The sequence below is a fragment of the Sphaerisporangium siamense genome (assembly GCF_014205275.1).
In the GTDB taxonomy this organism is placed as follows: domain Bacteria; phylum Actinomycetota; class Actinomycetes; order Streptosporangiales; family Streptosporangiaceae; genus Sphaerisporangium; species Sphaerisporangium siamense.
Window position 1 is genome coordinate 1,052,557 of sequence record NZ_JACHND010000001.1, and the last position, 25,697, is coordinate 1,078,253.

General features: G+C 71.4%; 29 protein-coding genes. 14 read left to right on the forward strand and 15 right to left on the reverse strand.

Annotation, left to right across the window (positions count from 1 at the left end; genetic code table 11):
- The first annotated feature begins 6 nt into the window (after positions 1 to 6).
- The 3 genes from BJ982_RS04880 to BJ982_RS04890 all read left to right on the forward strand — a co-directional run bounded on the left by BJ982_RS04880 (position 7) and on the right by BJ982_RS04890 (position 2,239).
- Positions 7 to 894 carry a helix-turn-helix domain-containing protein gene (locus BJ982_RS04880; protein ID WP_184876953.1) on the forward strand — a complete coding sequence of 296 codons (888 nt, stop codon included), beginning with the start codon at positions 7 to 9 and terminating at the stop codon, positions 892 to 894.
- A 118-nt stretch (positions 895 to 1,012) separates the two neighbouring features.
- Positions 1,013 to 1,462, forward strand: coding sequence for a cupin domain-containing protein (locus BJ982_RS04885; protein WP_184876955.1), 450 nt, complete (start codon positions 1,013 to 1,015; stop codon positions 1,460 to 1,462).
- A gap of 126 nt (positions 1,463 to 1,588) precedes the next feature.
- Complete coding sequence (locus BJ982_RS04890; RefSeq protein WP_184876957.1) at positions 1,589 to 2,239, forward strand: GntR family transcriptional regulator; 651 nt, start codon at positions 1,589 to 1,591, stop codon at positions 2,237 to 2,239.
- 9 nt (positions 2,240 to 2,248) lie between these two features.
- Here BJ982_RS04890 and BJ982_RS04895 read toward each other — a convergent pair whose 3' ends face one another.
- The 8 genes from BJ982_RS04895 to BJ982_RS04930 are packed head-to-tail and all read right to left on the reverse strand — an operon-like array spanning position 2,249 to position 10,355.
- Positions 2,249 to 3,664: an NADH-quinone oxidoreductase subunit N gene (locus BJ982_RS04895; RefSeq protein WP_184876959.1), complete on the reverse strand. Its 1,416-nt coding sequence runs from the start codon at positions 3,662 to 3,664 to the stop codon at positions 2,249 to 2,251.
- The gene (locus BJ982_RS04900) at positions 3,661 to 5,163 is read right to left on the reverse strand and encodes a complex I subunit 4 family protein (RefSeq protein ID WP_184876961.1); all 1,503 of its coding nucleotides are present in this window, start codon (positions 5,161 to 5,163) and stop codon (positions 3,661 to 3,663) included. Before BJ982_RS04900 ends, BJ982_RS04895 begins: the two co-directional genes overlap by 4 nt.
- Before the next feature lie 4 nt (positions 5,164 to 5,167).
- Entirely contained in the window at positions 5,168 to 7,039 is a 1,872-nt protein-coding gene (locus BJ982_RS04905) for an NADH-quinone oxidoreductase subunit 5 family protein (protein WP_184876963.1), read from the reverse strand.
- Positions 7,036 to 7,341, reverse strand: coding sequence for an NADH-quinone oxidoreductase subunit NuoK (locus BJ982_RS04910; protein WP_184876965.1), 306 nt, complete (start codon positions 7,339 to 7,341; stop codon positions 7,036 to 7,038). The genes BJ982_RS04905 and BJ982_RS04910 overlap by 4 nt, the downstream gene beginning before the upstream one ends.
- Positions 7,338 to 7,907, reverse strand: a complete 570-nt coding sequence (locus BJ982_RS04915; protein ID WP_184876967.1) for an NADH-quinone oxidoreductase subunit J family protein — start codon at positions 7,905 to 7,907, stop codon at positions 7,338 to 7,340. Before BJ982_RS04915 ends, BJ982_RS04910 begins: the two co-directional genes overlap by 4 nt.
- 3 nt (positions 7,908 to 7,910) lie before the next feature.
- The gene (locus BJ982_RS04920; protein WP_184876969.1) at positions 7,911 to 8,843 is read right to left on the reverse strand and encodes a complex I subunit 1 family protein; all 933 of its coding nucleotides are present in this window, start codon (positions 8,841 to 8,843) and stop codon (positions 7,911 to 7,913) included.
- Positions 8,836 to 10,023: a hypothetical protein gene (locus BJ982_RS04925; RefSeq protein ID WP_184876971.1), complete on the reverse strand. Its 1,188-nt coding sequence runs from the start codon at positions 10,021 to 10,023 to the stop codon at positions 8,836 to 8,838. Before BJ982_RS04925 ends, BJ982_RS04920 begins: the two co-directional genes overlap by 8 nt.
- Positions 10,014 to 10,355: an NADH-quinone oxidoreductase subunit A gene (locus BJ982_RS04930; RefSeq protein WP_239123272.1), complete on the reverse strand. Its 342-nt coding sequence runs from the start codon at positions 10,353 to 10,355 to the stop codon at positions 10,014 to 10,016. Before BJ982_RS04930 ends, BJ982_RS04925 begins: the two co-directional genes overlap by 10 nt.
- Before the next feature lie 317 nt (positions 10,356 to 10,672).
- Here BJ982_RS04930 and BJ982_RS04935 point away from each other — a divergent pair, with 317 nt between their 5' ends.
- The 5 genes from BJ982_RS04935 to BJ982_RS04955 all read left to right on the forward strand — a co-directional run bounded on the left by BJ982_RS04935 (position 10,673) and on the right by BJ982_RS04955 (position 14,463).
- Entirely contained in the window at positions 10,673 to 11,191 is a 519-nt protein-coding gene (locus BJ982_RS04935; protein ID WP_239123273.1) for an RNA polymerase sigma factor, read from the forward strand.
- Positions 11,188 to 12,147, forward strand: coding sequence for a hypothetical protein (locus BJ982_RS04940; protein ID WP_184876975.1), 960 nt, complete (start codon positions 11,188 to 11,190; stop codon positions 12,145 to 12,147). The genes BJ982_RS04935 and BJ982_RS04940 overlap by 4 nt, the downstream gene beginning before the upstream one ends.
- A gap of 160 nt (positions 12,148 to 12,307) precedes the next feature.
- Positions 12,308 to 12,742 carry an ArsR/SmtB family transcription factor gene (locus BJ982_RS04945; RefSeq protein ID WP_239123276.1) on the forward strand — a complete coding sequence of 145 codons (435 nt, stop codon included), beginning with the start codon at positions 12,308 to 12,310 and terminating at the stop codon, positions 12,740 to 12,742.
- A 358-nt stretch (positions 12,743 to 13,100) separates the two neighbouring features.
- Positions 13,101 to 13,718: a DivIVA domain-containing protein gene (locus BJ982_RS04950; protein WP_184876977.1), complete on the forward strand. Its 618-nt coding sequence runs from the start codon at positions 13,101 to 13,103 to the stop codon at positions 13,716 to 13,718.
- Between the two features lie 16 nt (positions 13,719 to 13,734).
- Complete coding sequence (locus BJ982_RS04955) at positions 13,735 to 14,463, forward strand: ZIP family metal transporter (RefSeq protein ID WP_184876979.1); 729 nt, start codon at positions 13,735 to 13,737, stop codon at positions 14,461 to 14,463.
- Positions 14,464 to 14,526: 63 nt separating this feature from the next.
- On the opposite strand, the gene BJ982_RS04960 is transcribed toward BJ982_RS04955, so the two are convergent.
- Genes BJ982_RS04960 through BJ982_RS04975 form a run of 4 tightly spaced genes read right to left on the reverse strand, consistent with a single transcriptional unit; the run spans position 14,527 to position 17,877 of the window.
- Complete coding sequence (locus BJ982_RS04960) at positions 14,527 to 15,321, reverse strand: amino acid ABC transporter ATP-binding protein (protein WP_184876981.1); 795 nt, start codon at positions 15,319 to 15,321, stop codon at positions 14,527 to 14,529.
- Positions 15,318 to 15,965 carry an amino acid ABC transporter permease gene (locus BJ982_RS04965; RefSeq protein WP_184876983.1) on the reverse strand — a complete coding sequence of 216 codons (648 nt, stop codon included), beginning with the start codon at positions 15,963 to 15,965 and terminating at the stop codon, positions 15,318 to 15,320. The genes BJ982_RS04960 and BJ982_RS04965 overlap by 4 nt, the downstream gene beginning before the upstream one ends.
- Positions 15,966 to 15,990: 25 nt before the next feature.
- Entirely contained in the window at positions 15,991 to 16,812 is an 822-nt protein-coding gene (locus BJ982_RS04970) for a transporter substrate-binding domain-containing protein (RefSeq protein WP_203959275.1), read from the reverse strand.
- 33 nt (positions 16,813 to 16,845) lie between these two features.
- Entirely contained in the window at positions 16,846 to 17,877 is a 1,032-nt protein-coding gene (locus BJ982_RS04975) for a cation diffusion facilitator family transporter (RefSeq protein WP_184876987.1), read from the reverse strand.
- A gap of 424 nt (positions 17,878 to 18,301) precedes the next feature.
- Here BJ982_RS04975 and BJ982_RS38950 point away from each other — a divergent pair, with 424 nt between their 5' ends.
- From BJ982_RS38950 to BJ982_RS04995, 4 genes are all read left to right on the forward strand, one after another.
- Entirely contained in the window at positions 18,302 to 18,664 is a 363-nt protein-coding gene (locus BJ982_RS38950; protein ID WP_203959276.1) for a BlaI/MecI/CopY family transcriptional regulator, read from the forward strand.
- Complete coding sequence (locus BJ982_RS04985) at positions 18,661 to 19,599, forward strand: M56 family metallopeptidase (protein ID WP_184876991.1); 939 nt, start codon at positions 18,661 to 18,663, stop codon at positions 19,597 to 19,599. Before BJ982_RS38950 ends, BJ982_RS04985 begins: the two co-directional genes overlap by 4 nt.
- A 93-nt stretch (positions 19,600 to 19,692) precedes the next feature.
- Positions 19,693 to 20,310 (forward strand): thioredoxin-like domain-containing protein, encoded by a 618-nt coding sequence (locus BJ982_RS04990; RefSeq protein WP_184876993.1) that lies wholly within the window; start codon positions 19,693 to 19,695, stop codon positions 20,308 to 20,310.
- A 117-nt stretch (positions 20,311 to 20,427) separates the two neighbouring features.
- A complete protein-coding gene (locus BJ982_RS04995) occupies positions 20,428 to 20,853 on the forward strand; it encodes a hypothetical protein (RefSeq protein WP_184876995.1) in 426 nt (141 codons plus the stop codon).
- Here BJ982_RS04995 and BJ982_RS05000 read toward each other — a convergent pair.
- A complete protein-coding gene (locus BJ982_RS05000; RefSeq protein WP_184876997.1) occupies positions 20,826 to 21,311 on the reverse strand; it encodes a MarR family winged helix-turn-helix transcriptional regulator in 486 nt (161 codons plus the stop codon). The two genes, BJ982_RS04995 and BJ982_RS05000, sit on opposite strands and share 28 nt — an antisense overlap.
- Positions 21,312 to 21,423: 112 nt before the next feature.
- The gene (locus BJ982_RS05005) at positions 21,424 to 22,878 is read right to left on the reverse strand and encodes an APC family permease (RefSeq protein WP_184876999.1); all 1,455 of its coding nucleotides are present in this window, start codon (positions 22,876 to 22,878) and stop codon (positions 21,424 to 21,426) included.
- A 113-nt stretch (positions 22,879 to 22,991) separates the two neighbouring features.
- Between BJ982_RS05005 and BJ982_RS05010 the strand changes: the two genes are divergently transcribed.
- The gene (locus BJ982_RS05010) at positions 22,992 to 23,597 is read left to right on the forward strand and encodes a TetR/AcrR family transcriptional regulator (protein ID WP_184877001.1); all 606 of its coding nucleotides are present in this window, start codon (positions 22,992 to 22,994) and stop codon (positions 23,595 to 23,597) included.
- The gene (locus tag BJ982_RS05015; RefSeq protein WP_184877003.1) at positions 23,594 to 24,676 is read left to right on the forward strand and encodes a DmpA family aminopeptidase; all 1,083 of its coding nucleotides are present in this window, start codon (positions 23,594 to 23,596) and stop codon (positions 24,674 to 24,676) included. Before BJ982_RS05010 ends, BJ982_RS05015 begins: the two co-directional genes overlap by 4 nt.
- On the opposite strand, the gene BJ982_RS05020 is transcribed toward BJ982_RS05015, so the two are convergent.
- Positions 24,660 to 25,649, reverse strand: coding sequence for a hypothetical protein (locus tag BJ982_RS05020; RefSeq protein WP_184877005.1), 990 nt, complete (start codon positions 25,647 to 25,649; stop codon positions 24,660 to 24,662). The genes BJ982_RS05015 and BJ982_RS05020 overlap by 17 nt on opposite strands.
- Positions 25,650 to 25,697: the final 48 nt, after the last annotated feature.

Here is a 25,697-nt window from a genome sequence, read left to right on the forward strand (position 1 = left end):
AGGACCATGACCAGAGCCTCTCGTTCGCCGCTTCCCGTCCACGTGATCGAGGGAGGAGGGGTGCGGGACGCGCCGCAGTTCGAGATCGGCCCCGTGCTCAGCCACGGACCGCGGGAGACCGCGGCGATCCCGCACCGGCACGAGTTCCTGGAGATCCTCTACGTCCGCGAGGGACGTGGGACGCACGTCATCGACGGCACGGCGTACCCGATCGCGGCGAACCGGCTGTACCTGGTCCGCCGGGGGCAGGTACACGCCTGGGTGACTCCGGAACCCCTGGACGGAACCGTGGTCGTCTTCGACGAGTCCTTTCTCGCGGGGCCGGGAGCGCCCGGTTCCGTGGACTTCAACCAGTACCCGAACATGCTGTGCCCCGACGCCGGGCAGATCCCGAGGCTCGAAGGACTGCTCGCGGCCATGGCCGACGAGGACGCCGAGGGTGACGACCTAGCGGACCTCATCGTCCGGCACCTGCTTTCCGCGCTGCTCCTGCTGTGCCAGCGGTTCGACGGTTTCCACGCGCCCGAGGGGTCGCGGGCCGGCCTCTCGACGGAACTGAGCGTGGAATTCACGAAACTCGTCGCAGAGCGGTCGTCGGCGACTCTCACGGTGCGGTCGGCCGCCATGCGCCTGGGGGTCACCTCGGGATATCTGCGTGAGGTGGTCGTCGCGCAGACCGGGCGGACACCGGGACAGATCATCCGCTCGGCGGTGCTGACCGAGGCGCAGCGTCTCCTCGCGAACACGGACATGACCTGCGCGCAGGTGGCGGATCGCCTGGGCTTCGAGGACGCCTCGTACTTCTCGCGCTTCTTCCGGCGCGAGGCCGGCGCGCCGCCGTCGGCGTACCGCAAACAGGCCCGCGAAAAGTACCAGGCTTGCCTCGGTGCATGAATGGGATCGGATATGAAGCCATTCGTACTATTGGCCTGTCCCACTGAAGGTGCTGCCATTTCAGTGGGTCCATGAACAAAGCCGAAACGCGGCAATGGCGCGATGAAGGGAATAGGAAATGAGCGGTAAGTACGACCACCTGTTCGTCACCAACTTCAAAGAGTGCGCTTCGGACATGGTCTACGAAGGTGACGTCGCCGGCCAGCGGCTGCCGCCGAACCTGAGCGAGCCGCTGGCCGCCATGCGCGCGGCCGACGTGGCCCAGGCGTCCACCTACATCACGACCAGCTGGGTGTCGCAGATCGACCACGAGGTCGAATGGGTGCGCGAGCACGAGCACATCTACGACGAGGTGCTGATGTTCGTGGGCAACGACCCGACCAAGCAGAACGACCTCGGCGGCGAGGTGTACATGACGATCGAGGGCGAGAAGCACGTGTTCACCACGACGACCTCGGTCTTCATCCCCGCCGGCACCAAGCACTGCCCGCTCGGGTTCCACAAGGTCGAGCGCCCGTTCCTGTTCTTCGCGGTCGCGCTCAGCGGCACCGGGAACTACATGCCCTAGTTCACGACCCGGATGGTCGGCGCGCGTCGCCGGCCGGGGCCGGACGAGCCGCCGGCCCCGGCCGACGACATCGCCCGACGGAATGCGCCGAACCGGTGGTCGTGAGAGCCGGCATGAGGAGGGAAAATGGCGCGAACGGCGCGTTCGTCCAAAGTCGACCAAGCCTACGAGATCATAAAGAACCGCATCACGGACGACACGTACGGGCCCGGCACCCGTCTCGTCTTCGACCAGGTGGCGCGCGACCTGGACATCAGTGCGGTCCCGGTCCGCGAGGCGGTCCGCCGGCTGGAGGCCGAAGGGTGGGTGACCTACCAACTCAACGTCGGCGCCCAGGTGGCCAGCTTCGACGTCGAGCAGTACCGCGCCGCCATGGAGGCCCTCGCCCTGCTGGAGGGCTACGCGACCGCCGCGGCCGTCCCGCACCTCGACGCCCAGACCCTGCACAAGGCGCACGCGCTCAACAAGAAGATGCGCACCAGCCTGACCCGCTTCGACCCCCTCGCCTTCACCCGCCTCAACCACGACTTCCATGAGCTGCTGTGCGAGAAATGCCCGAACCTCCACGTACGCGGCCTACTTGAACGAGAGTGGCAACGCCTCGACCTGCTCCGCCGAACCAGCTTCAGCATGATCCCCGCCCGCGCCGGCGAGTCAGTAGACGAACACGACACCCTCCTCCACCTGATCACCTCCGGCGCCGACCCCACGACGATCGAAACCTTCAGCCGCCGCCACAAACTCAACACCCTGCGCGCCGTGGCACAGCAGCCCTGATACGCCCGGTCACGGGAGCAGGGCGCCGGTGAAGAGCGGAAGGACGGCTCCGCCGGCGAGGCCGAGGGCTAGGGAGGAGGTGGCTGCGAGGTAGGCCGTTGTGGCGGGCCAGTGGCCGGTGGTGGTGTGGGCGTTGGTCGGTACGGCGGGGTGGAAGAGGGGGGCGAGCCAGCGGAGGTAGTAGAAGAGGGAGGCGACGGTGTTGGCCACGGCGAGGGCGGCCAGCCAGGTGTAGCCGCCGTTGATGGCGGCGGTGAAGACTTCCAGTTTGCCGAGGAAGACGCCGGTGGGCGGGGTTCCCACCAGGCCGAGCAGGCAGACGACCAGGACGGCGGCCAGGGCGGGGCGGCTGCGGGCGAGGCCGCGGTAGTCGGCGAGGGTGCGGGCGTCCGGGAGTTCGGTGACGACGGCGAACGCGCCGAGGTTGGTGAGGGCGTAGGCGGCGAGGTAGAACAACAGGGCCGGCTGGGCGAGGTCGGTGCGGGTGGCGACGGCCACGGCCATGAGCAGGTAGCCGACCTGGCTGATGGTGGAGTAGGCGAGCAGCCGCTTGACAGAGGTCTGGAAGAACGCGGCCAGGTTGCCGAGCGTCATGGACAGGGCGGCCAGCACGGCGAGCAGCAGCGGCCAGTTGACGTCACTCGCGGGCAGGGCCTGGTGCAGGAGCCGGAAGGCGGCGATCAGCCCGCCGATCTTGGGGAGGGTGGTGACGTACGCGGCGACGGGCGCCATGGCGCCGTCGGTCACGTCGGGCACCCAGAAGTGGGCCGGCACCCCGCCGATCTTGAACAGCAGTCCGGCCAGCACCGCGACGAGGCCGACGGCGACCAGCCCGTAGGGGGCGGACGGCAGCGCTTGGCGCAGGTCTCCGTACAGGGTGGCGTGGCCGGCGGCGTAGAGGACGCTCACCCCGGCGAGCATGACGACGCCCGTCAGGGCTCCCATCAGGTAGTACTTCAGGGCGGCTTCGGTACTGGAGGCGTCCTTGGCGAAGCCGGCGAGCGCGTAGGCCGGGACGCTGGCGAGAAGGTAGCCCGCGAAGAGCGTCAGCAGGTCGTTGGCGCCGACCATGGCGAGGGTGCCCGCGCCGGTCAGGAGCAGCAGCACGTAGTACTCGGTTTCGCGCTCATGCCCGCGCACGCTCTCCACCGACATGGCGCAGACGAGCAGCAAGGCGCCGAGCACGATCAGCCGTCCCGCGTCCGTGGCGGTGTCGACGGCGAACGTGCCGGAGAAGACCAGTTGTCCTCGCCCGCCGGCCATCGTGACGGCGGTGGCGGCGACGCCGGTCACGCAGGCCGCGGCGGCCAGGGCCGCGACGACCCACTGGCGGCGGCGGGGCAGCCATGACCCGGCGAGCAGGCCGGCGACGGCGGCGCCGAGCAGCGCCGTCTCGGGGATGAGGGCGGCGAGGTTCTCGTTCACCGGGCGACCAGGCCCACCAACGTGCGGCTGGCCGGTTCGATGACGTCCAGCAGGAAGCGCGGCGCCACGCCGATGACCAGCCCGAGCGTCAGCAGCGGCGCGATGGAGAACGTCTCAGGGGCGACCAGGTCACGGAAGCCCCCGGCTCCGACGGAGGATGGCAGGCGGACGGAGCCCATGAACATGCCGCGCAGCGCCCTCAGGAACAGCGCGGCGGTGATGAGGATGCCGGTCAGGGCGATGGCGGTGGCCACCGCCTGCGAGGCGAGGCTGCCGGTGAAGATCTGGAACTCCGCGATGAAGCCGGAGAAGCCGGGTATGCCCAGGCTCGCGAACGCCGCGACACCGGTCGCGGTGGCCAGCTTCGGCGAGGGTGCGGCCAGTCCGGAGTACTGATCCATCTCGTAGGTGCCGCCCCGGTCGTAGAGCACGCCGGAGAGCAGGAAGAGAGCGGCGGTGAGCAGGCCGTGGCTGACCATCTGGGTGACGGCTCCGGTGACGGCCAGGGCACGGGCCTGGGCGTCGGTGCCCGCCAGCACGCCCGCGGCGCCGACGGCGAGGATGATGTAGCCCATGTGGTTGACGGACGTGTAGGCGATCATGCGTTTGAAGTGCGTCTGCCCCAGGGCCACCAGGGCTCCGTACACGGCGGAGACCGCGCCGACGACGATGAAGACCATGGCGTAATCACGCCAGGTGCTCGGGAGCAGCGGCATCGCGACGCGGACGAAGCCGTAGGTGCCCATCTTCAGCAGGACGCCCGCGAGTATGGCGGACCCGGTCGCGGGCGCGTCGGTGTGCGCCGGAGGCAGCCAGGTGTGGAAGGGGACGGTCGGGGTCTTGACGGCCAGGCCGACGCCGATCGCCAGCAGGACCAGCGCCGCGTACGCGCCCCGGCCGGCCAGGGGGTTCGCCCGGGTCAGGTCGAGCATGTCGAAGGTGTGCGGCGTGGCGGCCAGGTACAGGCCGATGAAGCCGAGCAGCAGGGCGAGCGAGCCGATGAAGGTGTACAGGAAGAACTTGAGCGCCGCCGCACGGCCCTGCTCGCCGTGCCCCCAGCCCGCGATGACGAAGAACATGCCGACGATCGACAGGTCGAAGAAGACGAAGAACAAGATGAGGTCCAGCGCGACGAACAACCCCAGGCACACGGTCTGCAGGAAGAGGAACAGGCACGTGTAGGAGCGGACCCTGCGGTTCTCCCGCAGCGAGTACACGGCGACGGCGAGGAAGAGCAGGCAGGTGAGCGCCACCAGCGGCAGGGACAGGCCGTCCACGCCCACGTGATAGCTCACCCCGGCGCTCGGGATCCAGCGCACCCGCTGCTCGTACCGCAGGCCGCCGCCGGCGCCGAACCCCGCCCACAGGACGACGACGAGCGCCAGGTCGGCCGCGGCGGTGGCGATCCACACCCAGACGCGGGCACGGTCGGGAAGCCCGCGCGACACCAGCAGGACGGCGCACGCCAGCAGCGGCAGGAAGGTGACCACGGTGAGCACGGGGTCACCTCACCAGCAGCAGGAGGAGGAGCAGCACCCCGAAACCGATCGCGGCCTGGACGTAGTACTGGTGCAGCAGGCCGGTCTGCGGACGACGCGCCCACCGGCCCAGCCGGCGCGCCCCGGCCGCGACCGCGCCGACCGACGCGTCGATCCCGTTGTCGTCGAAACGCGCCGAGAGCCGGGCGACGGTCATGCCCATCCGCCCGGCCCCCCGGACGGCGCCGTCGAGGACGCGGTCGTCGAAGGCGGCCAGCAGCCGGGCCAGTGCCATCACGGGCCGGGCCACCAGCGCGTGCGCGCCGTGGTCCAGCCCCAGCCAACGGACCGCCCATCGCCTGTGCTCCACCGGCATCACGACGTGGCGGCTCCGGCCCCACCAGGCGAACGCCGCGGCGGCGAGCGCGACGACCGCCGACAGGCCGAGCTCCCACCCGTGGGGGGAAGGTTCACCGGCGCCGCCGACGGCCGCGCGCAGCCACGCGGAGAGCCCCGGAAGCGCGAACACTCCCAGCGTGGCGGCGGCGAACGCGAGCGCCACCAGCGGCGATGTCATCATCCGCGTGACGCGCCGGGTGCCCTGGCGCTCGGTGTCATAGCCGTCCCCGGCGTTCGCGGGCGGCGGGCGCCACACGTACCACAGCGCTTTGACGCTGTAGAGCGCCGAGACGGCGGCCGCCGCCAGGCCGACGCCGTACAGCCAGAGGCCGCGCTCCACGGCCGCGGCCAGGATCTCGTCCTTGGTGGCCCACAGCGACAGCGGCGGGAGCCCAGCCAGGGTCAGCGCCCCCGTGGTGAAGGCGGCACCGGTGACGGGGTAGGTTCTGGCCGCGCCGCGCAGCGCGGGAAGCTGTTTGGTGCCGAGGGCGGTCAGCCAGGCCCCGGCGGCCAGGAACAGCCCGGCCTTGGTCGCGGCGTGGGCCATGAGCTGCATGGTTCCGCCGACGACGGCGCCGCTTCCGGCGGCGAGCACCATGAATCCCACCTGGGCGGCGGTGGAGGCCGCGAGCAGTTGCTTGAGATCGGTCTGCGCGACCGCGACGAGCCCCAGGACCAGCGCGGTGACGGCGCCGGCCCAGGCGACGAACGGCTCGGCCCAGCCGGTGGCGGCGAGCAGCGGCTCCAGCCGCAGCAGGAGGTAGGCGCCGGCGGCGACCATGGTGGCCGAGTGCAGCAGCGCGGAGACCGGGCTCGGGCCCTGCATCGCCCGCGAGAGCCAGAACGAGAAGGGCAGTTGCGCGGATTTGCCCAACGCGGCGAGCACGACTCCGGCGGTGACCACGTGCAGCCAGGGCGACGCGGCGGCCGGCAACGCGTTCAGGCTCAGCGTGCCGACGCCGCCGGCCAGCGCCGCCCCGGCGGCGAGATAGAGCCCGAGGTCGGCGGTCCTGGTGGTGAGGAACGCGATGTCGGCCGCGCGCACCCGCTCGCGCCGGCGCCACCAGTATCCGATCAGCGCCCAGCTCATGGCCCCCATCACCTCCCACGCCATCAGGAGCACCGGCAGCGTGGTGGCGGTGACGGTCACGAGCATGGCGCCGGCGAAGATCAGCATGAGCCCGAAGAACCGGCCCCGGTTCTCGCCGCCGCCGAACTCGCCCGCGGAGAAGACGAGCACGGCGACGGTCACCGCGGCGACCGTGACCACCATGACGGCGGACAGGCCGTCCACGTCCAGCCCGGCGCGGATCCCGGCGAAGAGCGGCGCGCTCGCCCGGGGCCGCAGCGCCGCCGCGGCGACGGCGAGGGCGAGCGTCGCCCCGGCCGCGGCGACGCCCAGCGCGGGGACGTACCGGTCGACGTGGTGCCCCGCGAGGGCGAGCCACGCGCCGGCGACCAGGGGGACGGCGACGAGCGCCCACAGGAGCGCGCTCATCCTTCGAGATCCTTGGCCATGTCCGTCATGTCGATCTGACGGGTCCGGAAGATGGCGGTGGTGACGGCGAAGCCCATGGCCATCTCGACGGCCATCGCCACGACGGCGGCCACGACGATGACCTGCCCGCTCGCCGCGGCGGGCGCGAGAAAGCGCCAGAACGCGGCGGCGCCGACGATGACGCCGCCGATCATCAGCTCGATCCCCATCATGATCATCACGATGGACTGCTGGGTCAGCGCGCCGAACAGGCCGATCGCGAAGAGCCCCGCGGCCAGCAGGAGGACCAGGTGCAGGGTCATCGGCCCACCCCTCCGCCGGCGGGGTCACGCGGCGGGCGCCGGTCGAGGTCGTCGCCGAACCGGTCGTAGCGTCCGCGGCGGGTGGACAGCACGATCGCGCCCACGATCGTGGCCAGCAGGGCGAACCCGAGCACGATCATCGTCAGCATCTGCGCCCCCATGAGGGACTCGCCCACCTGGAACGTCGTGTCCGGCGGCGGCGAGCCGGCCCGCCGCGGCCAGGGCACCAGGAAGATCCCGGCGGCCAGCGCCACGAAGACGGTGCCGCTGACGGCCAGGGAGCCGCCTTTGTTGTGCAACATCGACATCGGCGTCAGGCCCGCCGGGTTCATCATGTAAGCGATCATGAACACCGCCATGATGGCCATCTCCATGACCATCATCAGGATGGTGACGACCCCCAGGTACGGCAGTCCCAGCAGCACCACCTCGCCGCCCACGCAGATCAGCGACGTCAGCAGGGCGATCGTCGCCCTGGCCATGGAGGTGAAGCGGAACACCAGCCCGCCGCTGACCAGGGCCAGCACCCCGAGGACCCAGAACGACGCCACCACCACGAGTGCCACCCCCTAACGGCTGTTCAGGACGACCAGCGCCGGGACGAACGCCTGAAGGATGGACAACGGCAGGACGACAACCCAGGCGAACTCCACATAGCGGTCGGCGCGGATCAACGGGAGCCGCCGTCGTACCCAGACCAGCAGGGCGAGCACGGCCAAGGTCTTGATCACCGACCACGTCCAGGCGGGCAGTACGGGGCCGGAGCCGCCGCCGAGGAACAGCGGGACGGCCATGGCCGATCCCGCCGCCAGCAGCAGCCACCGGCCCGCCGACAGCAGCAGCCGGTCGGCGCCGGACGCCTCGCCGAGCAGCCCTCCGGCGATGTCCCGGCCGGTCGGGTAGGCGAAGCACCCGAAGAAGCTGAACGCCAGCACGCCCGCGAGGTACACCACGAACGCCAGCGGCATCCACACCACGAACCACAGACGGCCCTGAGCGGCGACGATGTCGCCGACCCGCAGCGACTCGGCCCCGATGGCGGGCGTCATGAGCGCGAACATCAACGGAAGTTCGTACGCGAGTCCCTGCGCGAGGAAGCGGTACCCGCCGATGAGGCTGAACACGGCGTTCGGCCCCCAGCCGGCCAGCCACAGCCCGGCCCAGGTCAGCACTTCCATCGCGTTGAACCACACGACGCCCACCGCCAGGTCGGCGACCGCCGTGTTCCCGACGGGGACGACCAGAACGGCCAGCACCGCCGCCACGGGCACCGTGATCACGCCGATCCGCCACAGCGGCACGTCGGAAGCGGGCAGCCGGCGGGATTGCGCCACGAGGAGGCGCGGCACTTCCAGCAGGGGACGGACCGGCATGCCCATGGTGATCGGCCGTCCGGCGTCCCGCGCGGACAGCGCGGCGTCACAGACCACCGCGCTCAGCGCGAAGGCCACCAGGAGGGCCGGGACCGCGAACAGGCCCCACCACGGCGTGACCTCACCCATGGGCGGCTTCCGCGGGCCGCGCCGCCAGTTCGTCCGGGTCGGGATCGAGGCTGGCCACGATCAGCCGGGCCGCGGCCAGTTCGGCGCCCTCCAGCAGCGCCGGCAGCACCGCGGCCAAGGCCGCCGACGGCGATCGCGGGCCGCGCGCCAGGCCACGCGGGCCCGCGTCGCGCGTGGGATCGAGCGGGCCCGGTTCCTCCAGCCGATCCAGGTCCTCCAGGACGGCGGTGAGCCACAGCCGGTAGCGGGCCGTCACGTCGCCGTCCGCCCGCGCCGCCGGCCCGCCGACGCCCGCGGCCGCCGCCTCGCCCGCCGGCAGCGGGCCCAGGCCGCGGGTCATCCAGGACAGCGTGCGCGACCGGCCGGCCCGCCGCGCGAAACGCCGGACGCCCGGTCCGACCCTCGCGGGTTCCGCGCCGTCCAGAAGCTCGTCGCGCAACCGCCGCGCGGTCGTGGCCGCCGCCGGCCAGCCTGCCACGGACAGCAGCCGTCCCAAGCTGTCGAGGTGGCCGGCGGCCCGGCGCCGGCTCGCCTCCCCGGTGGTGACCCGCTCCCCCGCGGCGGCACGGGCCCACGGTTCGGTCCAGAAGGGCGGCGCGTGGCTCGGCGCGGGCTCCGCGAGCACGGCCCGCTGGATGACGTCGCCCTGCACGGTGACGCGCAGGGTCAGGCCGCCCGGCCAGTCGGCGAGGAACGGCCCGAGGGCGACGTGCAGCCGGTCGAGCGTCAGCCCGTCGCGGTCGGGGCCCTGCTCGGCCATCGGCAACCCGGCCGGCATCTCCGTCTCGCCGTTCCCGTCACCGCTGTCGCCGCCCGTGTCGTCCTCGTGTTCTCGGCCCGGGTCCCGTCCGGCGTCGGTGACGGGCGCGGCCGGGCCGGCCACGTGAGAGCGGGCCGCTTCGATGGCCCCGGCGACGTCGTCGGCGTCGTCCACCTGTGTCCGGACGCGCGGGGCGGGCATGTCCCGCCACAGCCGGTCGAGCGCCGGCGCCAGCTCCGGACCGCAAGGACCCGCGACGAGCAGGATGTCGGCGTCGGCCGGGGTGAGCGCGAGCGGAAGGTCGCGCAGGCGCAGTTCCCGTTCCGCCGCCAGCCGTACCCGCGTGCCACCGGGCGGCGTGGCCAGCAGCACGTGCGGACGGGCGGCCACGGCGCGCAGCAGCACGGCGGTCAGGTCCATCGCAGCGCGCCCTCCCGCCACGCGTAGGTGACACCGGCGAGGAGGATCACCAGGAAGACGAACATCTCGATCACGGCGCCGAGGCCGACGGCGGAGATGACCCGCACCCACGGGTACATGAACACCATCTCCATGTCGAAGGCCAGGAACAGCATCGTCACCGGGTACCAGCGCACGTGGAACCTGCTCACCGCGTGCTCGGCCGGCGCCAGCCCGGACTCGAAGGGGCAGGCGGCCACCGGGACGGCGCTCACCCGCGCCCACCGGGCCGCGCCGTAGGTCACACCGACCATGAGCAGCGCGAACCCCAGCAGCGACACGGCAGCGGCCAATCCGCTCAATGGTCCGCCTCTCCCACGCAGAGCGCCGGCACATCCAAGATCAAATACATGGTGATGTTACCGAACGCGATCGGACCGTCGCGGCTTGTGCCGTCGCGGAGATTCCGTGTCGTACCCCCAAGGTGTCTCCTCATCGCCGGTGCCGGGCGACGACGGAAATCTCCGCGTCGTGCCGCGAAATGATGGCCCGGCTCCCGACATAGGCCTAGGTGTCCGTACGACGCGGCAAAAGGAGGCGGCCATGGGGATGCCGACGACATCGGGGACGGGACCGGCCCGTGGCTGGTGAGCCGGCCAGGTTCGAGTCCGTGTACCGAGAGACATATGGCCGGATCACGGCATACGCGGCCCGTCGCTGTGTCTCGCCGCAGGACGCGGCGGACGTCGTGGCGGAGACCTTCGCCGTCGCCTGGCGGCGCATCGGCGAAGTGCCGGAGGGAGAGCAGGCCACGCTGTGGCTGTACGGCGTGGCGCGCAAGGTGCTGGCCAATCACTATCGGGGCGAGGTGCGCCGCCAGGCCCTCAGCGTGGAGCTCGACGCCGAGATGGCCGACCTGTACGGGACCGCGCCCGACAGCGGGGTCGAGCTGACGGCGATCGCGCAGATCTTCCGCACCCTGCCCGACGCCGACCGGGAACTGTTGTCCCTGGTCGCCTGGGAGGGGTTGGACCGGCGGCAGATCGCCACCGTGCTCGGCCTGTCGCGCAACGCCGTACGCGTCAGGCTCCACCGCGCCCGCAGGCGCTTCGCCCGCGCGCTCGCCGAGGCGGACGTGCGTTTCGCACCGGAAAGCCGGCTGAACCCGACCGAGGGACGGTTCTCATGAAGCACATCGACGACATCGACGTGATCACACGGAAGCTGGCCCGGGTGGAACCGGGCAGGCCGGGCGGGGACGCGGCCGGCCCCGGGGCGCGAAAGCTGCTGGCCGCGATCAGCGCCGAGCAGGCCGAACCGTCCGCCGTCCGCCCTCGGCGGCACTCCGCCCGGCGGCTGACCGTGGGGCTGATCGGCGCGGGGCTGCTCGCCGCGGGCGTCGTGGTGGGGCCGAGCCTGCTGAAGGACGACGGCACCTCCTCCTACGCGGTCACCAAGGACCCGGACGGCGTCGTGTACGTCCAGGTCCGGGATTTCCGCGACAAGGCGGGGCTGGCGAAGCGTCTGGCGGAGCTCAACGTCCCGGCCGTCGTCGACTACGCGCCGCCGGGCATGTGGTGCGAGGAGCCGCGTGGCGCCCTTGTCCGGGACATTCCTCGCGGCCTGTACTCCGTGCCCGAGAACATTCCCGGGGACGAGGCCGGGCAGGGCTGGCAGATGCGGATCGACACCAAGCTGTTCAAGCCGGGCCAGACGTTCGTCTGGACGATCAGCGACCGTTGGACCAGCACGATCCTCATGAGCGGCCCGGTCGCCCCGTGCGTCCTCGTGCCCGACACGTCGCACGAGCCGAAGGCGATCGAGCCCGACTATCGGACGGCGACCACCAAGGGCCGCTCGCTCGCCGATTTCCGGGTGGACGAGAAGACGGTCGGGGAGGTGCTGCCCGAGCTCACGAGGCGTGGCCTGGAGGTCACCTATCTGATCATGGCGGTCGCGCCGGACAACCCGGGCGGCTTCGGCGAGCTTCGCACGCAGACCGAACCGGTCGGCGACGACTGGATCGTCTGGGAGGCGGAGGAGTCCGTCCGCCGGCCGGGTCTGATCCGCCTGCTCGTCACCGGTGAGCGCTTCGACAGGAACCCTGTTTACGGCGGTCCCCGCGACGACGTCATCAAGGAATAGTCTCGACGCCGTGGACGGCGAGTACGTCACTTTACCCGAAAGGCGATGAAACTCACGCGGGGACGGCGTCGGCGCAGATCACCGAATATTCCGGGGAACGCCTGGCCAATGCCGTCTTCGCTTCACCGATATATCGGCGGTAACATCACAGCGTGGACGCTTGACGCCATCCCTTTCAGCGCCTACGGAGGTCGGCGGGTTGCATCGATGTGCGGAGCAGGGGCCGGAGGAAAGCAGGCCGGCGGAGGCGCGTGATCGGCTTCTCAGGGCCGAGGAGGCGTCGCGGCTGGCCGATCTCTTTCGTCTGCTCGGCGATCCCACACGCGCGCAGCTCCTGTACGCGCTTCTCGAATCCGGCGAGCTGTGCGTCTGTGACCTGGCGTCGGTCGTCGAGGTGACGGATACCGCCGTTTCCCATGCTCTCCGCCTGCTCCGGACCGCGGGCATCGTGACGAGCCGCCGCAGCGGACGGATGATCTATTACCGGCTCGCGGACGCGCACGTGCGCATGCTGCTGGATCTGAGCCGTGAGCATCTGCGCCACGAGCTTCCCCGCCACGAACACTTCACGGCATATCCCGTCGAAGGCGCATGAACGCTTAATGCGGAACAGGCTGAGCCCCGCCCAGAAATGGGGGATTTTGCCCGGTAATAATGTGCTCTGTCGGTATTCGTAGCGGGAAGTACGGCATTCCGAGGTCAGCCGCCACACCGTGACGCCCGTTTGGGGCTCCAGCTACATCTGAACAACTAATCAGAGGTTGCAGTATTGGCGTTTCCGGGCCGATGGCGCAGGGTAATCATCCAGTCGCGGACTGTTATTGGGCTGGAAAAGGCCATTCGCGGGATGTGCACCGCACCCTCCGCGGCGCCTGAAGGGCTTGGTGAGGCAGGCCATGTCAGACCGACACCGGGACCACGACCCGCATCGAGATCACATACCGGAGCACGTCGTGACCGGGACCTCGATGCCGGCGGTCACCTCGGATCACCGTGACGGCGGCGGGTTGAGCCCGGCCGACGTCCATCACAAAGTGTTCTCCACCGTCCGCTTCCGCGAGGGGTACGCCATGGCGGAGGTGGACGGCTTCCTCGCGCAGGTCGAGGTCACGCTGACCCGGCTCCTGCACGAGAGAGCCACCCTGACCGCCCGGCTCGGCTCGCCCCCCCGTTCCGGCGGCCCGTCCGCCACCTCGGCCGGCGAGAACGTGGCGCGCATCGTCGCCGTCGCCCAGCAGGCCGCCGACCAGGTGATCCGCGACGCCCACGAGCAGGCGGCCGAGATCATCACCCAGGCACACGCCCGGGCGGACGCCGTGGAGCACGCCGCCGCCGGCCAGGCCCGGCAGATCCAAGGGCTCATCCGGAATCTGGAACGTCAGGCGGGCGCGTTGTTGCGCGAACTGGACCCCTCCCCGGCACGGGCCACCGTGACAGAGCACCCCGCGGCGGAGGACACCGGGCCGCTCGGCCGGACCGCGGAAGCCGCCGGACCAGCAAAGGACGCCGATCATGCTGAACCATTGGTTACAGGCCGGAGGGCCCGTACTGAACGGACAGGCACCCCGTAGCGGGACATGGATCGCCGTGATCCTCGTATCCCTGTCCACCCTCGCGGGATCATGGCTCGTCCGGGCGAACTCCCGGCGCCTGGCGGGCTGGCTGGCGGCCGCCTCCGCGGTGATGCTCATCACGGCGGTGACCGACATGCTCCCCGACGCCTGGCGGGACGCGCGGGAAGAAGGCATCGCCCTCTGGGTCATCGCGATCGCCATGGCCGTGGGATTCCTGGTCATCACCTACTTCACCCGCAAAGGATGCGGCCACGACCACGCGGGGAGCCGGCCGGCGGGAGCCCACGCGCCCGGCAGGCACCGGCCGATCAAGCAGGCCATCGACGCCGCGCTGTTCGGGGGAATGGGCACGGCGACCGCGCTGACCGCGCACCGGGCCATCGAGGGGGCGACGCTGGCGCTCACCGGGTCGGTGGTCGTCGTCCTGGCGCTGATGGTGCACTCCGCCAGCGAAGGGCTCGCGCTGACGGCCCTCCTGGACATCGCGGGGCAACGCGTGGCCCCGTGGATGGTCGCCGCCTGCCTGAGCCCGGCCGTCGGGGTCGTCACCGCCTTCGTCGGTCCGATCCCGGGGGGCGCCGTTCCGGTGTTGCTGGCGCTGGTCACCGGCGTGATGCTCCGGACGGCGTTCGTGGGGCTGAAGCTGGCCACCCGGGAGCGGGGCGGGCTGTCGAGGTGGCAGGTGACGGTGGCCGCGGCCGCCGCCGTCGGGATCGGCGCCCTGCTGCTGCTCGCGCACTGACCGGTCACACCTCCGTCGGGAGGGCCGTACGGCTCTCCCGACGGAGTGTCCTCGCGCCGGGGATCAGCTGGTGTTCTCCAGCGCCGGAGGAGGGGTTTCCGGGTCCGGCATCAGCCGCAAGAACGATTTGGCGCGGGCAGTGGAGGGGTCGCTGAAGAAGACGCGGGGCGGGTGGTCTTCGAGGATGTAGCCCGCGTCCATGAAGACGACGCGGTCGGCGATCCGCCCGGCGAAGGCGACGTCATGGGTGACCAGCACCATCGCGATGCCGCGCGCCGTGAGGCCGCGCATCGTGGCGAGCAGGGCGTCGCCGAGCTCGGGGTCGAGCGCGGAGGTCGGCTCGTCGAAGAGGATGACCTCCGGGTCCATGGCCATGGCCCGGGCGATGGCCACGCGCTGCCGCTGCCCGCCCGAGAGCCTCGCCGGGTACTGGTCTCGCCGGTCGCCGATGCCCAGGCGCGCGAGCAGGCGCTCGCCGACCTCGACGGCGTAGGAGCGGGGCAGACGCCGCACCGCCACCGGCCCTTCGATGACGTTCTCCAGCACCGTGAGGTGAGGGAAGAGGTGGAACTCCTGGAACACCGTCGCGGTACGGATCCGGATGTCGCGGATCGCGCGCCGCTGGTGGCGGTCCGGCGGCGAGGAGCAGTCCACCGTGCGCCCTTGGACGCGGATCGTTCCCGCGTCGGGCCGTTCCAGCATGGTGAGGCACCGGATCAGGGTGGTCTTGCCGGCCCCGGAGGGCCCCATGACCGCCACGACCTCGCCGGCGCGCACGGTCAGATCGACGCTCTTGAGAACCTGCCGTTCGCCGAAGCGCTTGTGCAGTCCCCGCGCTTCGATGGCCACCGCGTTCATGCGTAGGCCCTCGCCATCCGCCGCTCCAGGACCTCCTGCCCGGCGGACAGAAGGCCGTTGACCAGCCAGTAGACGACGCCGGCGATCACGAACGCCTCCACGTACCGGAAGGAGGAGGATCCGACGCTCTCCGCGACCCGGGTGAGCTCGACGACGGTGATCACCGAGGCCAGGGACGTGTCCTTCATCAACGCGATGAAGCGGCTCCCGATGGCCGGGGTCGCCACCCGCAGCGCCTGCGGGAAGATGATCCGCCGCATGATCCGGTGGTACGGCATCCCGAGGGAGCCGGCGGCCTCCCACTGACCGGCGTGGACGGCCAGGACGCCGCCGCGGAGGTTCTCGCTCATATAGGCGGCGGAGTAGAGCGTGAAGGCGAGGATCGCCGACGGGATGGGCGGGACGCGGACGCCGAGCTGCGGAAGCCCGAAGTAGACGAGCATGAGCTGGATGAGCAGCGGAGTACCGCGGAACACCGAGACGTAGGCGATCGCGGCCACCTTGAGCGCGCCGAAGCGGGAGATCCTCGCCAGCGCGATCAGACCGCCGATCAGGAAGCCCAGGGCGAACGACACACCCCCCAGGACGACGGTGATCGCCAGCCCGTTCAGCAGGCCGGGCAGCGACGCGGTGATCAGATCCATCAGCCCTCCCTTTCCTGTCGTTCGCCTACCTGGGGCCGCCCAGGTCCGGCGCGAGCGCGCGCAACTCGGCCGCCATGTCGAGGCCGTCGAACCAGCGGCGGGAGATGGACGACAGCGTGCCGTCGGAGATCATGTCGCCGACGGCACGGTCGACCTCCCGCTTGAACGCCGTGGACTCCTTGCGGAACGACATGCCGAGCGCGTCGGTGCGCAGGATCGGCCCGGCGGGCCTGATCGCCAGCCCCTTGGCCGCGGCCAGGTGGAGACCGAGGAACCGGGACACCAGGGCGGCGTCCGCGCGCCCCCAGGACAGGTCGGTCAGGCCGAGCGTGGCGTTCCTGTAGATCCTCAGGTCGGCGCCGGGGATGTTCGCGCGGGCGAACTCGGCCTCGACGGTGCCCTCCGACACCGCTATCCGCTTGCCGGCCAGGTCGTCCACCCCGCGGATCGCGGTCTCGCCCCGCCGCACGAAGACCGACACGCCGTTGACGGCATAGGGCCGCGAGAAGCCGACCTGTTCGCCGCGGCGGGCCGTGATCGTCTGGCCGGAGATCACGATGTCGAAGCGGTCGGCGCGGACGCCGCCGATGAAGCTCGCGTAGTCCGATCCGACGAACTCCACCCGCGCGGCCTTCAACCGCCCGGCCACCGCGCGGGCGACGTCCACGTCGTACCCGGCGGGGCGGCCGTCGCGGTCGAGGAAGTTCCACGGCGGGTTGGCCTGCGTGAGCGCGACCCGCAGGACTCCGGCGGCGCGCACGCGCTCCAGCGTGTCCTCGCCCGTCCCGCCGGAACACGCGACGCCGGCCAGGCAGGCCACCACGACCACCGTCAGGGCGGCGGACACGTGAACGCGGTTCCCTCCGCGTGTCATCGGCGGTCAGTTCCGGGGAGACCGGTAGTGCGGCCCGTGCGGGTCGGTGCAGTGGAACACATCGACGCACGTCCCCGCGCCGGCGCCGGGCGGGACCGGATCGACCTGCAGAGTGGTGTGCGTGATGCCGTAAGCCGCGACGAGCACCTCGTGCAGGTGGCGTCGCAGCGCGCCGCAGTCGCTGCCGGGGCCGGCGAACACGTGCGCGGACACCGAGGCGTACCCGGAGGTGAGTTCCCAGACGTGCAGGTCGTGCACTTCCGCGACCCCCGGCTGGCTCGCGAGCCGCGCCCCCATCTCGGCGGGCACGAGCCCGGACGGCGCGGCCTGCAGAAAGATGCGCGAGGTGTCGCGGACCAGGCCGTACCCGGCCTTCAGCATCAGGGCGGCGACGACCAGGGTCGCGATGGCGTCACCCCGCGCGAACCCGGTGACCATGACCACCACCCCGGACACGGCCGTGGCGATGAACGCGAACAGGTCGTTCAGGATGTGCTGGTAGGCGCCTTCGACGTTGATGCTGGACCTGTCGGCCCTGCTCAGCAGCCAGGTGGCCGCGAGGTTCACCACGATCCCGACCAGCGCGGTGACCAGGACCAGGCCGCCTTCGACCTCCGGAGGCGCCAGCAGCCGCCGCACCGCCTCGTAGAAGAACAGCCCCGCCAGCACCAGCAGGGTGGCGCCGTTGAGCTGCGCGGAGAGGATCTCGGCTCGCTTGAGCCCGTAGGTGAACCCGCCGCGTGGGGGGCGTAGCGCGAGACGCATCGCCACCAGGGCGAACAGGATCGACGCCGTGTCGGTGAGCATGTGCCCGGCGTCGGAGATCAACGCAAGCGACCGTGCGACGAGCCCGGCGATCACCTCGCCCACCATGAACAGCAGCAGCAGGGCGAGCGCGGCGATCAGGTACCGCCGATCCGCGTCCGCCGAGACGGCGTGACCATGCCCATGCCCATGTCCATGCCCACGTCCGTGCCCGTGCCCGTGTCCTTCGTCGTGGCGGTGCCGGTCGGAGTGATGTCGTGCCGGTCCCGTCATGGAGACTCCTTCACGACCGCGCATCGCACCGCGGAACGATGCCTGAACCTCTGCTCATATGTAAAAGCGTAGGAAATATATGTCCCGTTCACCAGCGTTACCGCGATCTGAATACACGTGTTCGCGCATCACATCCGCACCCCGAGGCCATTTATCATCACATATTCAGATTCGACGAAACCGCACGTCGGCGCACACCACCGGCCCCACAGCAGGAAATAGAGAAACATATGGAATTTCGCGCGCCTATGGCAGGTTTTCACCGCTTACGTCCAAGGCGAATCCGGCGGACGACGGCACGCCCGCGGCCTCGATCCACGCACCGCGCGAAGGAGGCCGTCCGCGCGCGACGGTCCACCGTCCCGCGGCGTCCACGGTGCTCAGTATTCTCTCGGCAGGGCCCTGGAGCGGGGGAGGTCGGCGGGTGCGGCTGGGGAACCTCGAACGATCGGTCATGGAAGCGTTGTGGGATCGCCCGGACGGGATGTTCGCGCAGGAAGTGGCCGACGCCCTCGACTCGCGGCCCGCGGTGACGACGGTGCTGACCGTGCTGGTCCGGTTGTCGCGCAAGGGGATGGTCGCGCGGGAACGTCGTGGCCGCGCTCACATCTACCGGGCCACCGGCGACAGGGACGCCTTCGTCGCCCAGGCCATGCAGGCGGCGCTCGACGAGGCGGGCGACGTGGCGGCAGCGGTGAGCCACTTCGTCGGGACGGTGTCACCGGAAGTGGCGACCGCCCTGCGTGAGGCGCTGGACGGCCGCGGCGACGACGAGGGCGGCGCATGACCGGCTGGATGGTCGCCACGGGAGCGGCCCTGCTGCCCGTCCTGCTCAACGGCCGGATGCTCGGCCGGCTGGCGGTGGCCCGGTGGACGCACCTGCGCCCCCGCGCGGCTCTGGTGCTGTGGCAGGCGATCGGCCTCGGCGCGGGCCTGGGCGCGGTGGGGCTGGGCCTGGTGGCCGCCGTCGCGCCGCTGGCGGCGGCGTTCCCGCACGGCGTGCACACCCTCGGCCGGCAGATCGTGCAGGGCCAGGGACTGCAAGGGCTCGGACCGGGCCATATCGCCGGGCTGGCCTGGTCGGCGGCCTTGCTCGCCTGGCTCGTCACGCACACGGCATGGGTCTGCCGCGCCACGCTCGCCGAGCAGAGGCGTCTTCGCCTGCTGCTGGACGTCGTCGCCGACCGGAGCCGGACGCGCGACTTCTACGTGATCCCCAGTCCCCGGCCGGTCGCCTACTGCGTCCCGGGCCGGCGCTCCCGGGTGGTGGTGAGCTCGGGCACCTTCACCCTCCTGGACGATCGGCACATCGAGGCGCTGCTCCACCATGAGCGGACGCACCTGAAAGGGCGTCACGACCTGCTCCTGCTACCGTTCATCGCCCTGGCCCGGGCCTTCCCCTGGCTCCCGGCGGCACGCACCGCCCGCCAGGTGGTCCCCCTGCTGCTGGAGATGCTCGCCGACGACCGGGCGCGGCGCGTCCACGGCGACGCGGTGCTCGCGCAGGCCCTTTACCGGATGGCGACGGCGGGCGTGGCGACACCGGCGGAGGCCCGGGCGTTCGCCGACACCGGCGTGGTGCACCGCGTGCGGCGGCTGACCGGCAAGGGCGACCACGCTCGGCAGCGGTGGGCGCCGTCCGTGGCGTACGCGAGCGCGGGCGTCCTGCTGAGCGGGCCGGTCGCCGTGCTGCTCGCCCCCTTGGCCTGCGTCACCCCCTGACGCCTCGGAAGGCGCGAGGTCCTTTATGGCCGCCGTATGGCTCATGCCCTAGAACTTCTACGACTTGTAGAAGTTGAGAGTGATCGGAGTCATATGACCGGCAGCGCGCACCAGACCCCCAGCAGGAAGGAGCGACTGTCCCACCTGCGGTCGCGCCAGCACAAGACCGAACGCCTGCGCCGGACCGCCGTGGTCGCGGGCTCCGCCGCCGCCGTCGGCGTCGTCGCCGCCACCGTCGTGGTTCTGGTCACCGGCGAACGCGCGAAAGGCGCCCTGACGGAGGTGCGGACGCTGACCATCCCGGCGGGCAAGCACACCACCGCGACGGTGACCTATCCCCACTCCCCTCCGGCCGGCGGCGACCACGACCCGCGGTGGCTGAACTGCGGGGTGTACCCCGAGCCGGTGCGCGACGAGAACGCGGTGCACGCGCAGGAGCACGGCGCGGTGTGGGTCACCTACCGGCCCGACCTGCCGCAGGCGGACGTCGCCCGGCTGCGCGCCCTGGTTCGGACGCAGCCGTACGCCATCCTCTCGCCCTACCAGGGCCTGACCTCCCCCGTGACCGCGAGCGCCTGGGGCAGGCAGCTGGCCCTGCGCGGCCCCGACGACGCCCGCCTCCCGGCGTTCCTCCAGAAGTACGCGCAGAGCGTCGACGCCCCGGAGCCCGGCGCTCCCTGCACGGGAGGCACGGGAGACCCCATCGCGTGAACGGCGGAACATCATTGCAGAGTGCAACTTTTGCATAGGGCATCGGTTTGCTAGGGTCGGACGCGGTGTGCCGGGAAGTCGGGTCGGCGAGGTCGTTGCCGCTGCCCGGAGAAGATCATGTACCCGCCGTCCCCGCCGCACGACCCCGATCCCGGTACGCCGAGGGAGCTGCTGGTCACCTCGATGGTCGTGAGCTCACGGTTCGTCGTGATCGGCCTTCGCGGCCACCTCGGCCCCTCGACCTATCGCGCGCTCAAGGAGCGCCTGGCGTGGGCGCTGACCCTCATGCTGCCGCCGCGCATCATCGTCGACGTCAGCGAACTGGCCTCGGCGCGGGCCGAGGGAGTGACGGTCCTGCGCAACGGGGCCGATCACGCCCGTGCGGCCGGGGGCCTGCTCCTGGTCTGCGGGGCCACGGACGTGCTGGGGCCGGCGCACGCGGAAGAAGGCGGGCCGCTCGACGTCCGTTCCTCCATGGGAGAGGCGATCCGGGAGATCGCGCTCCATGGCGGTGATCAGGGCTCCGGCCAGCCCAGGGGGTAGTCGCCCTCGACGGGGACCTCACCGCCGGCCTCGTTGAAGCCCGTCATGGCCTCGACCAGAGCACGCCGCTGCCCGGGGGTCATCCGCGAGACGATCTGGGTGATCTCGGCGCGCCTGCGGGAGGTGACCTCGTCGACGATGTGCCGTCCCTCCCGGGTCAGGGTGATGACGGCCTCGCGGCGGTTGCCCGGGTTGACCTGGCGGGCGACGAACCCGGCGGCGGCGAGACGGTCCACCATCCGCATGGCGGTCGAAGGGTTGACGTTCAGGCGTTCGGCCAGCGTGACCAGCTTGGTTCCGCCGTGCCCCGCCAGGACCACCAGCATCCGGAACTGCGGCAAGGTGATCTTGTCTTCCGCCGCGGCCAGAGAGCGGGCGGCGATGGCCACCAGCAGCCGGGATCCGGTCAGGACGGCCGACACCACCGCCTCGGGATCATCTCGCCTGGACTCGGTCATGCGATAGTTCTACCGAATCCCGGCGGGCCGTTCCGCCACCTTGGGGACGGACCCGCCTGGACCGCGAGAGCAGGCGGACCAGGCGGGGGCACGGCGAACGGCGGCGTGGAGGTCAGCGGGCCGCGGTCTCCGGTGCGGTCGTCTCCTCCTCTTCCGGGCCGCGCAGGACCCACTGGCCGCGCCCGCGCAGCACCAGCGCGTAGTAGAGGGCCGCGACGGCGCAGACCCCCACGGTGATCAGGAGGCTGGTGCGCCCAACGGCCGGATCCATCGCGTTCTGCCAGATGACATAGGCCAGGGCCGCCAGGGCGAGCACCGGCGCGACCGGGAACCACGGCATCCGGTAGGCGGCGTGCGCGGTGGTGCCGTTGCGCCGTCCGGCGATCGCGGCCAGGCACAGCGCCGCGTAGACGACGATGAGCGAGGTGCCGGTGACGACGAGGAGGAGCTCCTCGTCGGCGAAGCACAGGAGGGTGGCGAACCCGCCGGTGACCAGCGTGGCGATCCAGGGGGTGCCGGTGCGGGGGTGGATGGCGGCCAGCGCCCGGCTGACCGCGCCCGGCCACGCCGTGTCCCTGCCGGTGCTGAACACCATGCGCGCGGAGATGAGGATGATCGCCAGGACGGCGTTGATGATGGCCAGCGCGACGGCGAGGCTGATCACGGTGTTCACGGTCTCGCCCGCCTGTGTGGTGACGAAAAGCCCCATCATGTTGTCGGCGGCGAACAGCTCCTGCAGCGACGGCGCGCCGAGCAGCACGGCGGTCACCGGGACCAGCTCGGCCACGACCGTGATCGCCAGCGCCCACAGGATGGCGCGGGCGATGCCGCGGTGGGCGTCCGTGGTCTCCTCGCCGAAGTAGACGGCGGAGCCGTAGCCGTTGTAGGCGAAGATGGCCACGGCCGCCGCGCCGACGATCAGCCCGGCCGAGACGGGGGCGACGGCGCCGTCCACGGCCGCGACAGGCGAGGTGAGCAGTTCGCCGAGCGATCGCGCCGGGTGGAAGAACCCGAGGGCGCTCACCACGATCAGCGCGATCATCTCGATCGCCAGGAAGACACCGGTGATCCAGGCGTTGAGCTTGATGTCGAAGACGGCGAGCACGGTCGCCGCCGCCGTCGTCACCGCGGCCACGACAGGTCCGGGCACCCCCGGGAACAGCACCGCCAGGTAGGTGCCGACGCCCAGCGCGATGACCGCGATGATCAAGAGCTGCGTGACCACCAGCAGGCCGAGGATGACGAAACCGGGCAGCTTGCCCAGGGTGCGGCCGACGATGGCGTACTCGCCGCCGCTGAGCGGATAGGCCGAGGCCAGCTCGGCGTAGACGAAGGCCATGAAGATGCCCACGACGGCCGCCATCACGAAGCTCCAGAACGCGCCGCTGCCCGCCTGGCCCACCACGCCCGGCGCGATGATGAACACAGAGGACGCGGGCGTGATGGCCGAGAGCGTGATGAGCAGCGTGCCGAGCATCTTGAGACCTCGGCGCAGGGGCGGGTTGGAGAGTGACGACGACGGATCCGACACGGCGGCCTCCTCGGTCGTGGTTCTTTGACTGGTCATCAAAGAACTCGACCCCCGCCGACGTCAATAGCATGCTTGAGCACGACTGAGTCACGATAGGTCACGAAGAGGCACCCTTGCGTTCTTCGAAGATCAGTTGAAGAATGACCGACATGCCACGACCAAGCCGAGCACATCACCGGCGCGGCGAGCTCGTCGCCGCCGCTCGTCAGGCCGTCCTCGACCGGGGCGTGCTCGGTCTGCGACTGCGCGATGTCGCCGACCAGGCCGACATGTCCACCGGCTCGGTCCTGTACTACTTCCCGACGCTCGACGACCTGCTGTACGAGGTGCAGCGCGACGCCGTCGAACGGTTCTGCGTGGACCGCGAAGAGGCGGCGCGCCGTGAGACCGACCCGCGCCGGAAGCTGGTCCGCACCATCAGGGCGGGCCTGCCCAGCGGTCAGGACGACGAGCTGTGCGTCCTGCTCTACGAGCTCGGCGCGTACGCCCGGCGCACCCCCGCCTACGCCGCCGAGCACATCCGGCTGTACGAACGCCAGGTCGGCCTCTACACCGCGATCCTCGAAACGGGCGCGGCGACCGGGGTGTTCGACCTGACCCGCGACGCCGCCACCATCGCGCGCGGCCTCGTCGCCCTCGAAGACGGCCTGGGGTTGCACATCACCCAGGCCGTGCCCACCTTCACCCCGCCGGCGGCCGAGGCGATGCTCATCGCCTACGCGGCCGACGCCACCCGCTGCGAACTGGATGCATGATGCGTGCCCGTGACCTCGGCCTGCCCCTGACCGGAGAGACGGGGCCGCTCAACGCGATCACCGACGTGCCCGGCGTCGAAGTCGGCTACACCACGCTGATCGAGGGCGACGCGGTCCGCACCGGCGTGACCGCGATCCTGCCGCGCGGCCGCGAGGACGTCCACCTGCCGTGCGCGGCCGGCCGGTACTCGTTGAACGGCAACGGCGAGATGACCGGCACGGTGCTGCTCGACGAGACCGGGGCGCTGCGGCTGCCGGTACTGATCACCAACACGCACGCCGTGGGGCCGTGCCACCGGGGCGTGATCGAATGGACGGCGCGGGAGAAGCCGCGCGTCGCCGACGAGTGGCTGCTGCCCGTCGTCGCCGAGACCTGGGACGGCTACCTCAACGACATCAACGGCCCGCACGTACAGCCTGAGCACGCCGTCGCCGCGATCGACGCCGCGGCCGGCGGGCCGGTCGCCGAAGGGTCGGTCGGCGGCGGAACCGGGATGAACTGCTACGCCTTCAAAGGCGGCAGCGGCACCTCGTCCCGTGTGGTGCCCTACGGCGCCGACACCTACACGGTCGGCGTGTTCGTGCAGGCCAACTTCGGCTCGCGCCGGGAGCTCACCGTGTGCGGAGTACCGGTCGGGACGCTGCTCGCCGACGACAACCCCATGGAGGACGGCGCCTGGCAGCACCCGCCCGGCGCGGGATCGGTGATCGCCGTCGTCGCCACCGACGCGCCGCTGCTCCCCGGGCAGTGCTCGGCGCTGGCCCGGCGGGTGCCGCTCGGCCTGGCACGCACCGGCACCACGGGCTCGCACTTCTCCGGGGACATCTTCCTGGCGTTCTCCACCGGCAACGTGCTCACCCCGTCGGAGTTCCCGCAGGGTGAGCCGGGTTACGACCACCTTCGCCACATCCCGTGGAACCGGCTCGACGACTTCTTCGCCGCCGTGGTGCTCTCCGTCGAGGAGGCGGTGCTCAACGCCCTGGTCGCGGCCACCACCATGACCGGACGGCTCGGACGCCGCTCACCGGGCATCCCTGTGGACCGCCTGGTGGACGCGGTGCTCAGCTCCCGGCGCTGACGCCCGAGCGAGCGAGGAGGGTGTCGCGTACCTGTCGGAGGCGCGGGAGTCCGGCCAGTGCCGTCCGGGCTTTGTGCCGCATCGCCGCCGGGGTGCCGGCGCCGAGGTCGTCGAGCAGTTCCTCGAAGGCGGCGGTGCCGTGCGGGGCGAACGTCAGGCACCGTGCGAAGGTGACGACGATCCACCAGGTCGCCTCCCGATGGAGGCCCTGGTCGATGAGCTCGCGGGTGCCGTCGATGGAGATGTGCCGGGCCTCGGGGGTGAGGTCGCTCCCGTACGGCTTCGCCAGGTCGTAGGGGACGCGGTCGTAGGCGTCGGCCAGCCGCTCCAGGTGCGCGGCGACCCGCGCCCTGGAGAGGCGCGCGCACCCGAGCCAGTCGAGCGCCTCCTCGTGGAACCCGGTTTCGCCGTGCCGCGTGAGCACCTCCCGGGCCGCCACGTAGCGGCGGCGCACGGTCGGGTTGACGCCGGCGGCCGTCAGCACCACCAGCGTCGGCAGGCTCGCCGGGAACGCCCAGGCGAGCGCCCGCGCGGCGAGCGGCCGGTCGACGTCGAGGCCGGCCAGGGTCTCGATGCGGGCCTCCAGCGCCGCGCACCGCGCGCGGACCCAGGACGGGCGGGCGAAGTCCCGTGCCACGGCGGCGTGCAGGGCGGCGAGCGATCCGTCCGGGTCGGCCACGAGGACGCCCCTGCTCAACCCGGGCGCCAGGGCCGGTGAGGCCAGCACCTGTTCCGCCGGCTGCGACGGCACGTAGGTGACCTCCAGCAGCAGCCCCTCGTACCGGAACTTGCCCAGTTTGGGCGGGACCTCGCCGCGCACCATGATCATCAGGTCCACGTCGGAGGTGGCCGGGAGCTCCGCTTCGGCCGGTTCCCAGGCGACCGAGCCGCTGATGTAGGCGCCCGCGAAGCCGGGGACCCGGTGGCCCGCCACCCAGCGCGCCGCCACCGCCCGCGCCTCCCCGATCTTCACGGTCCGACTCTAGGAAGGCGCGCTCACCCCCACAACCGGCCGAATCCT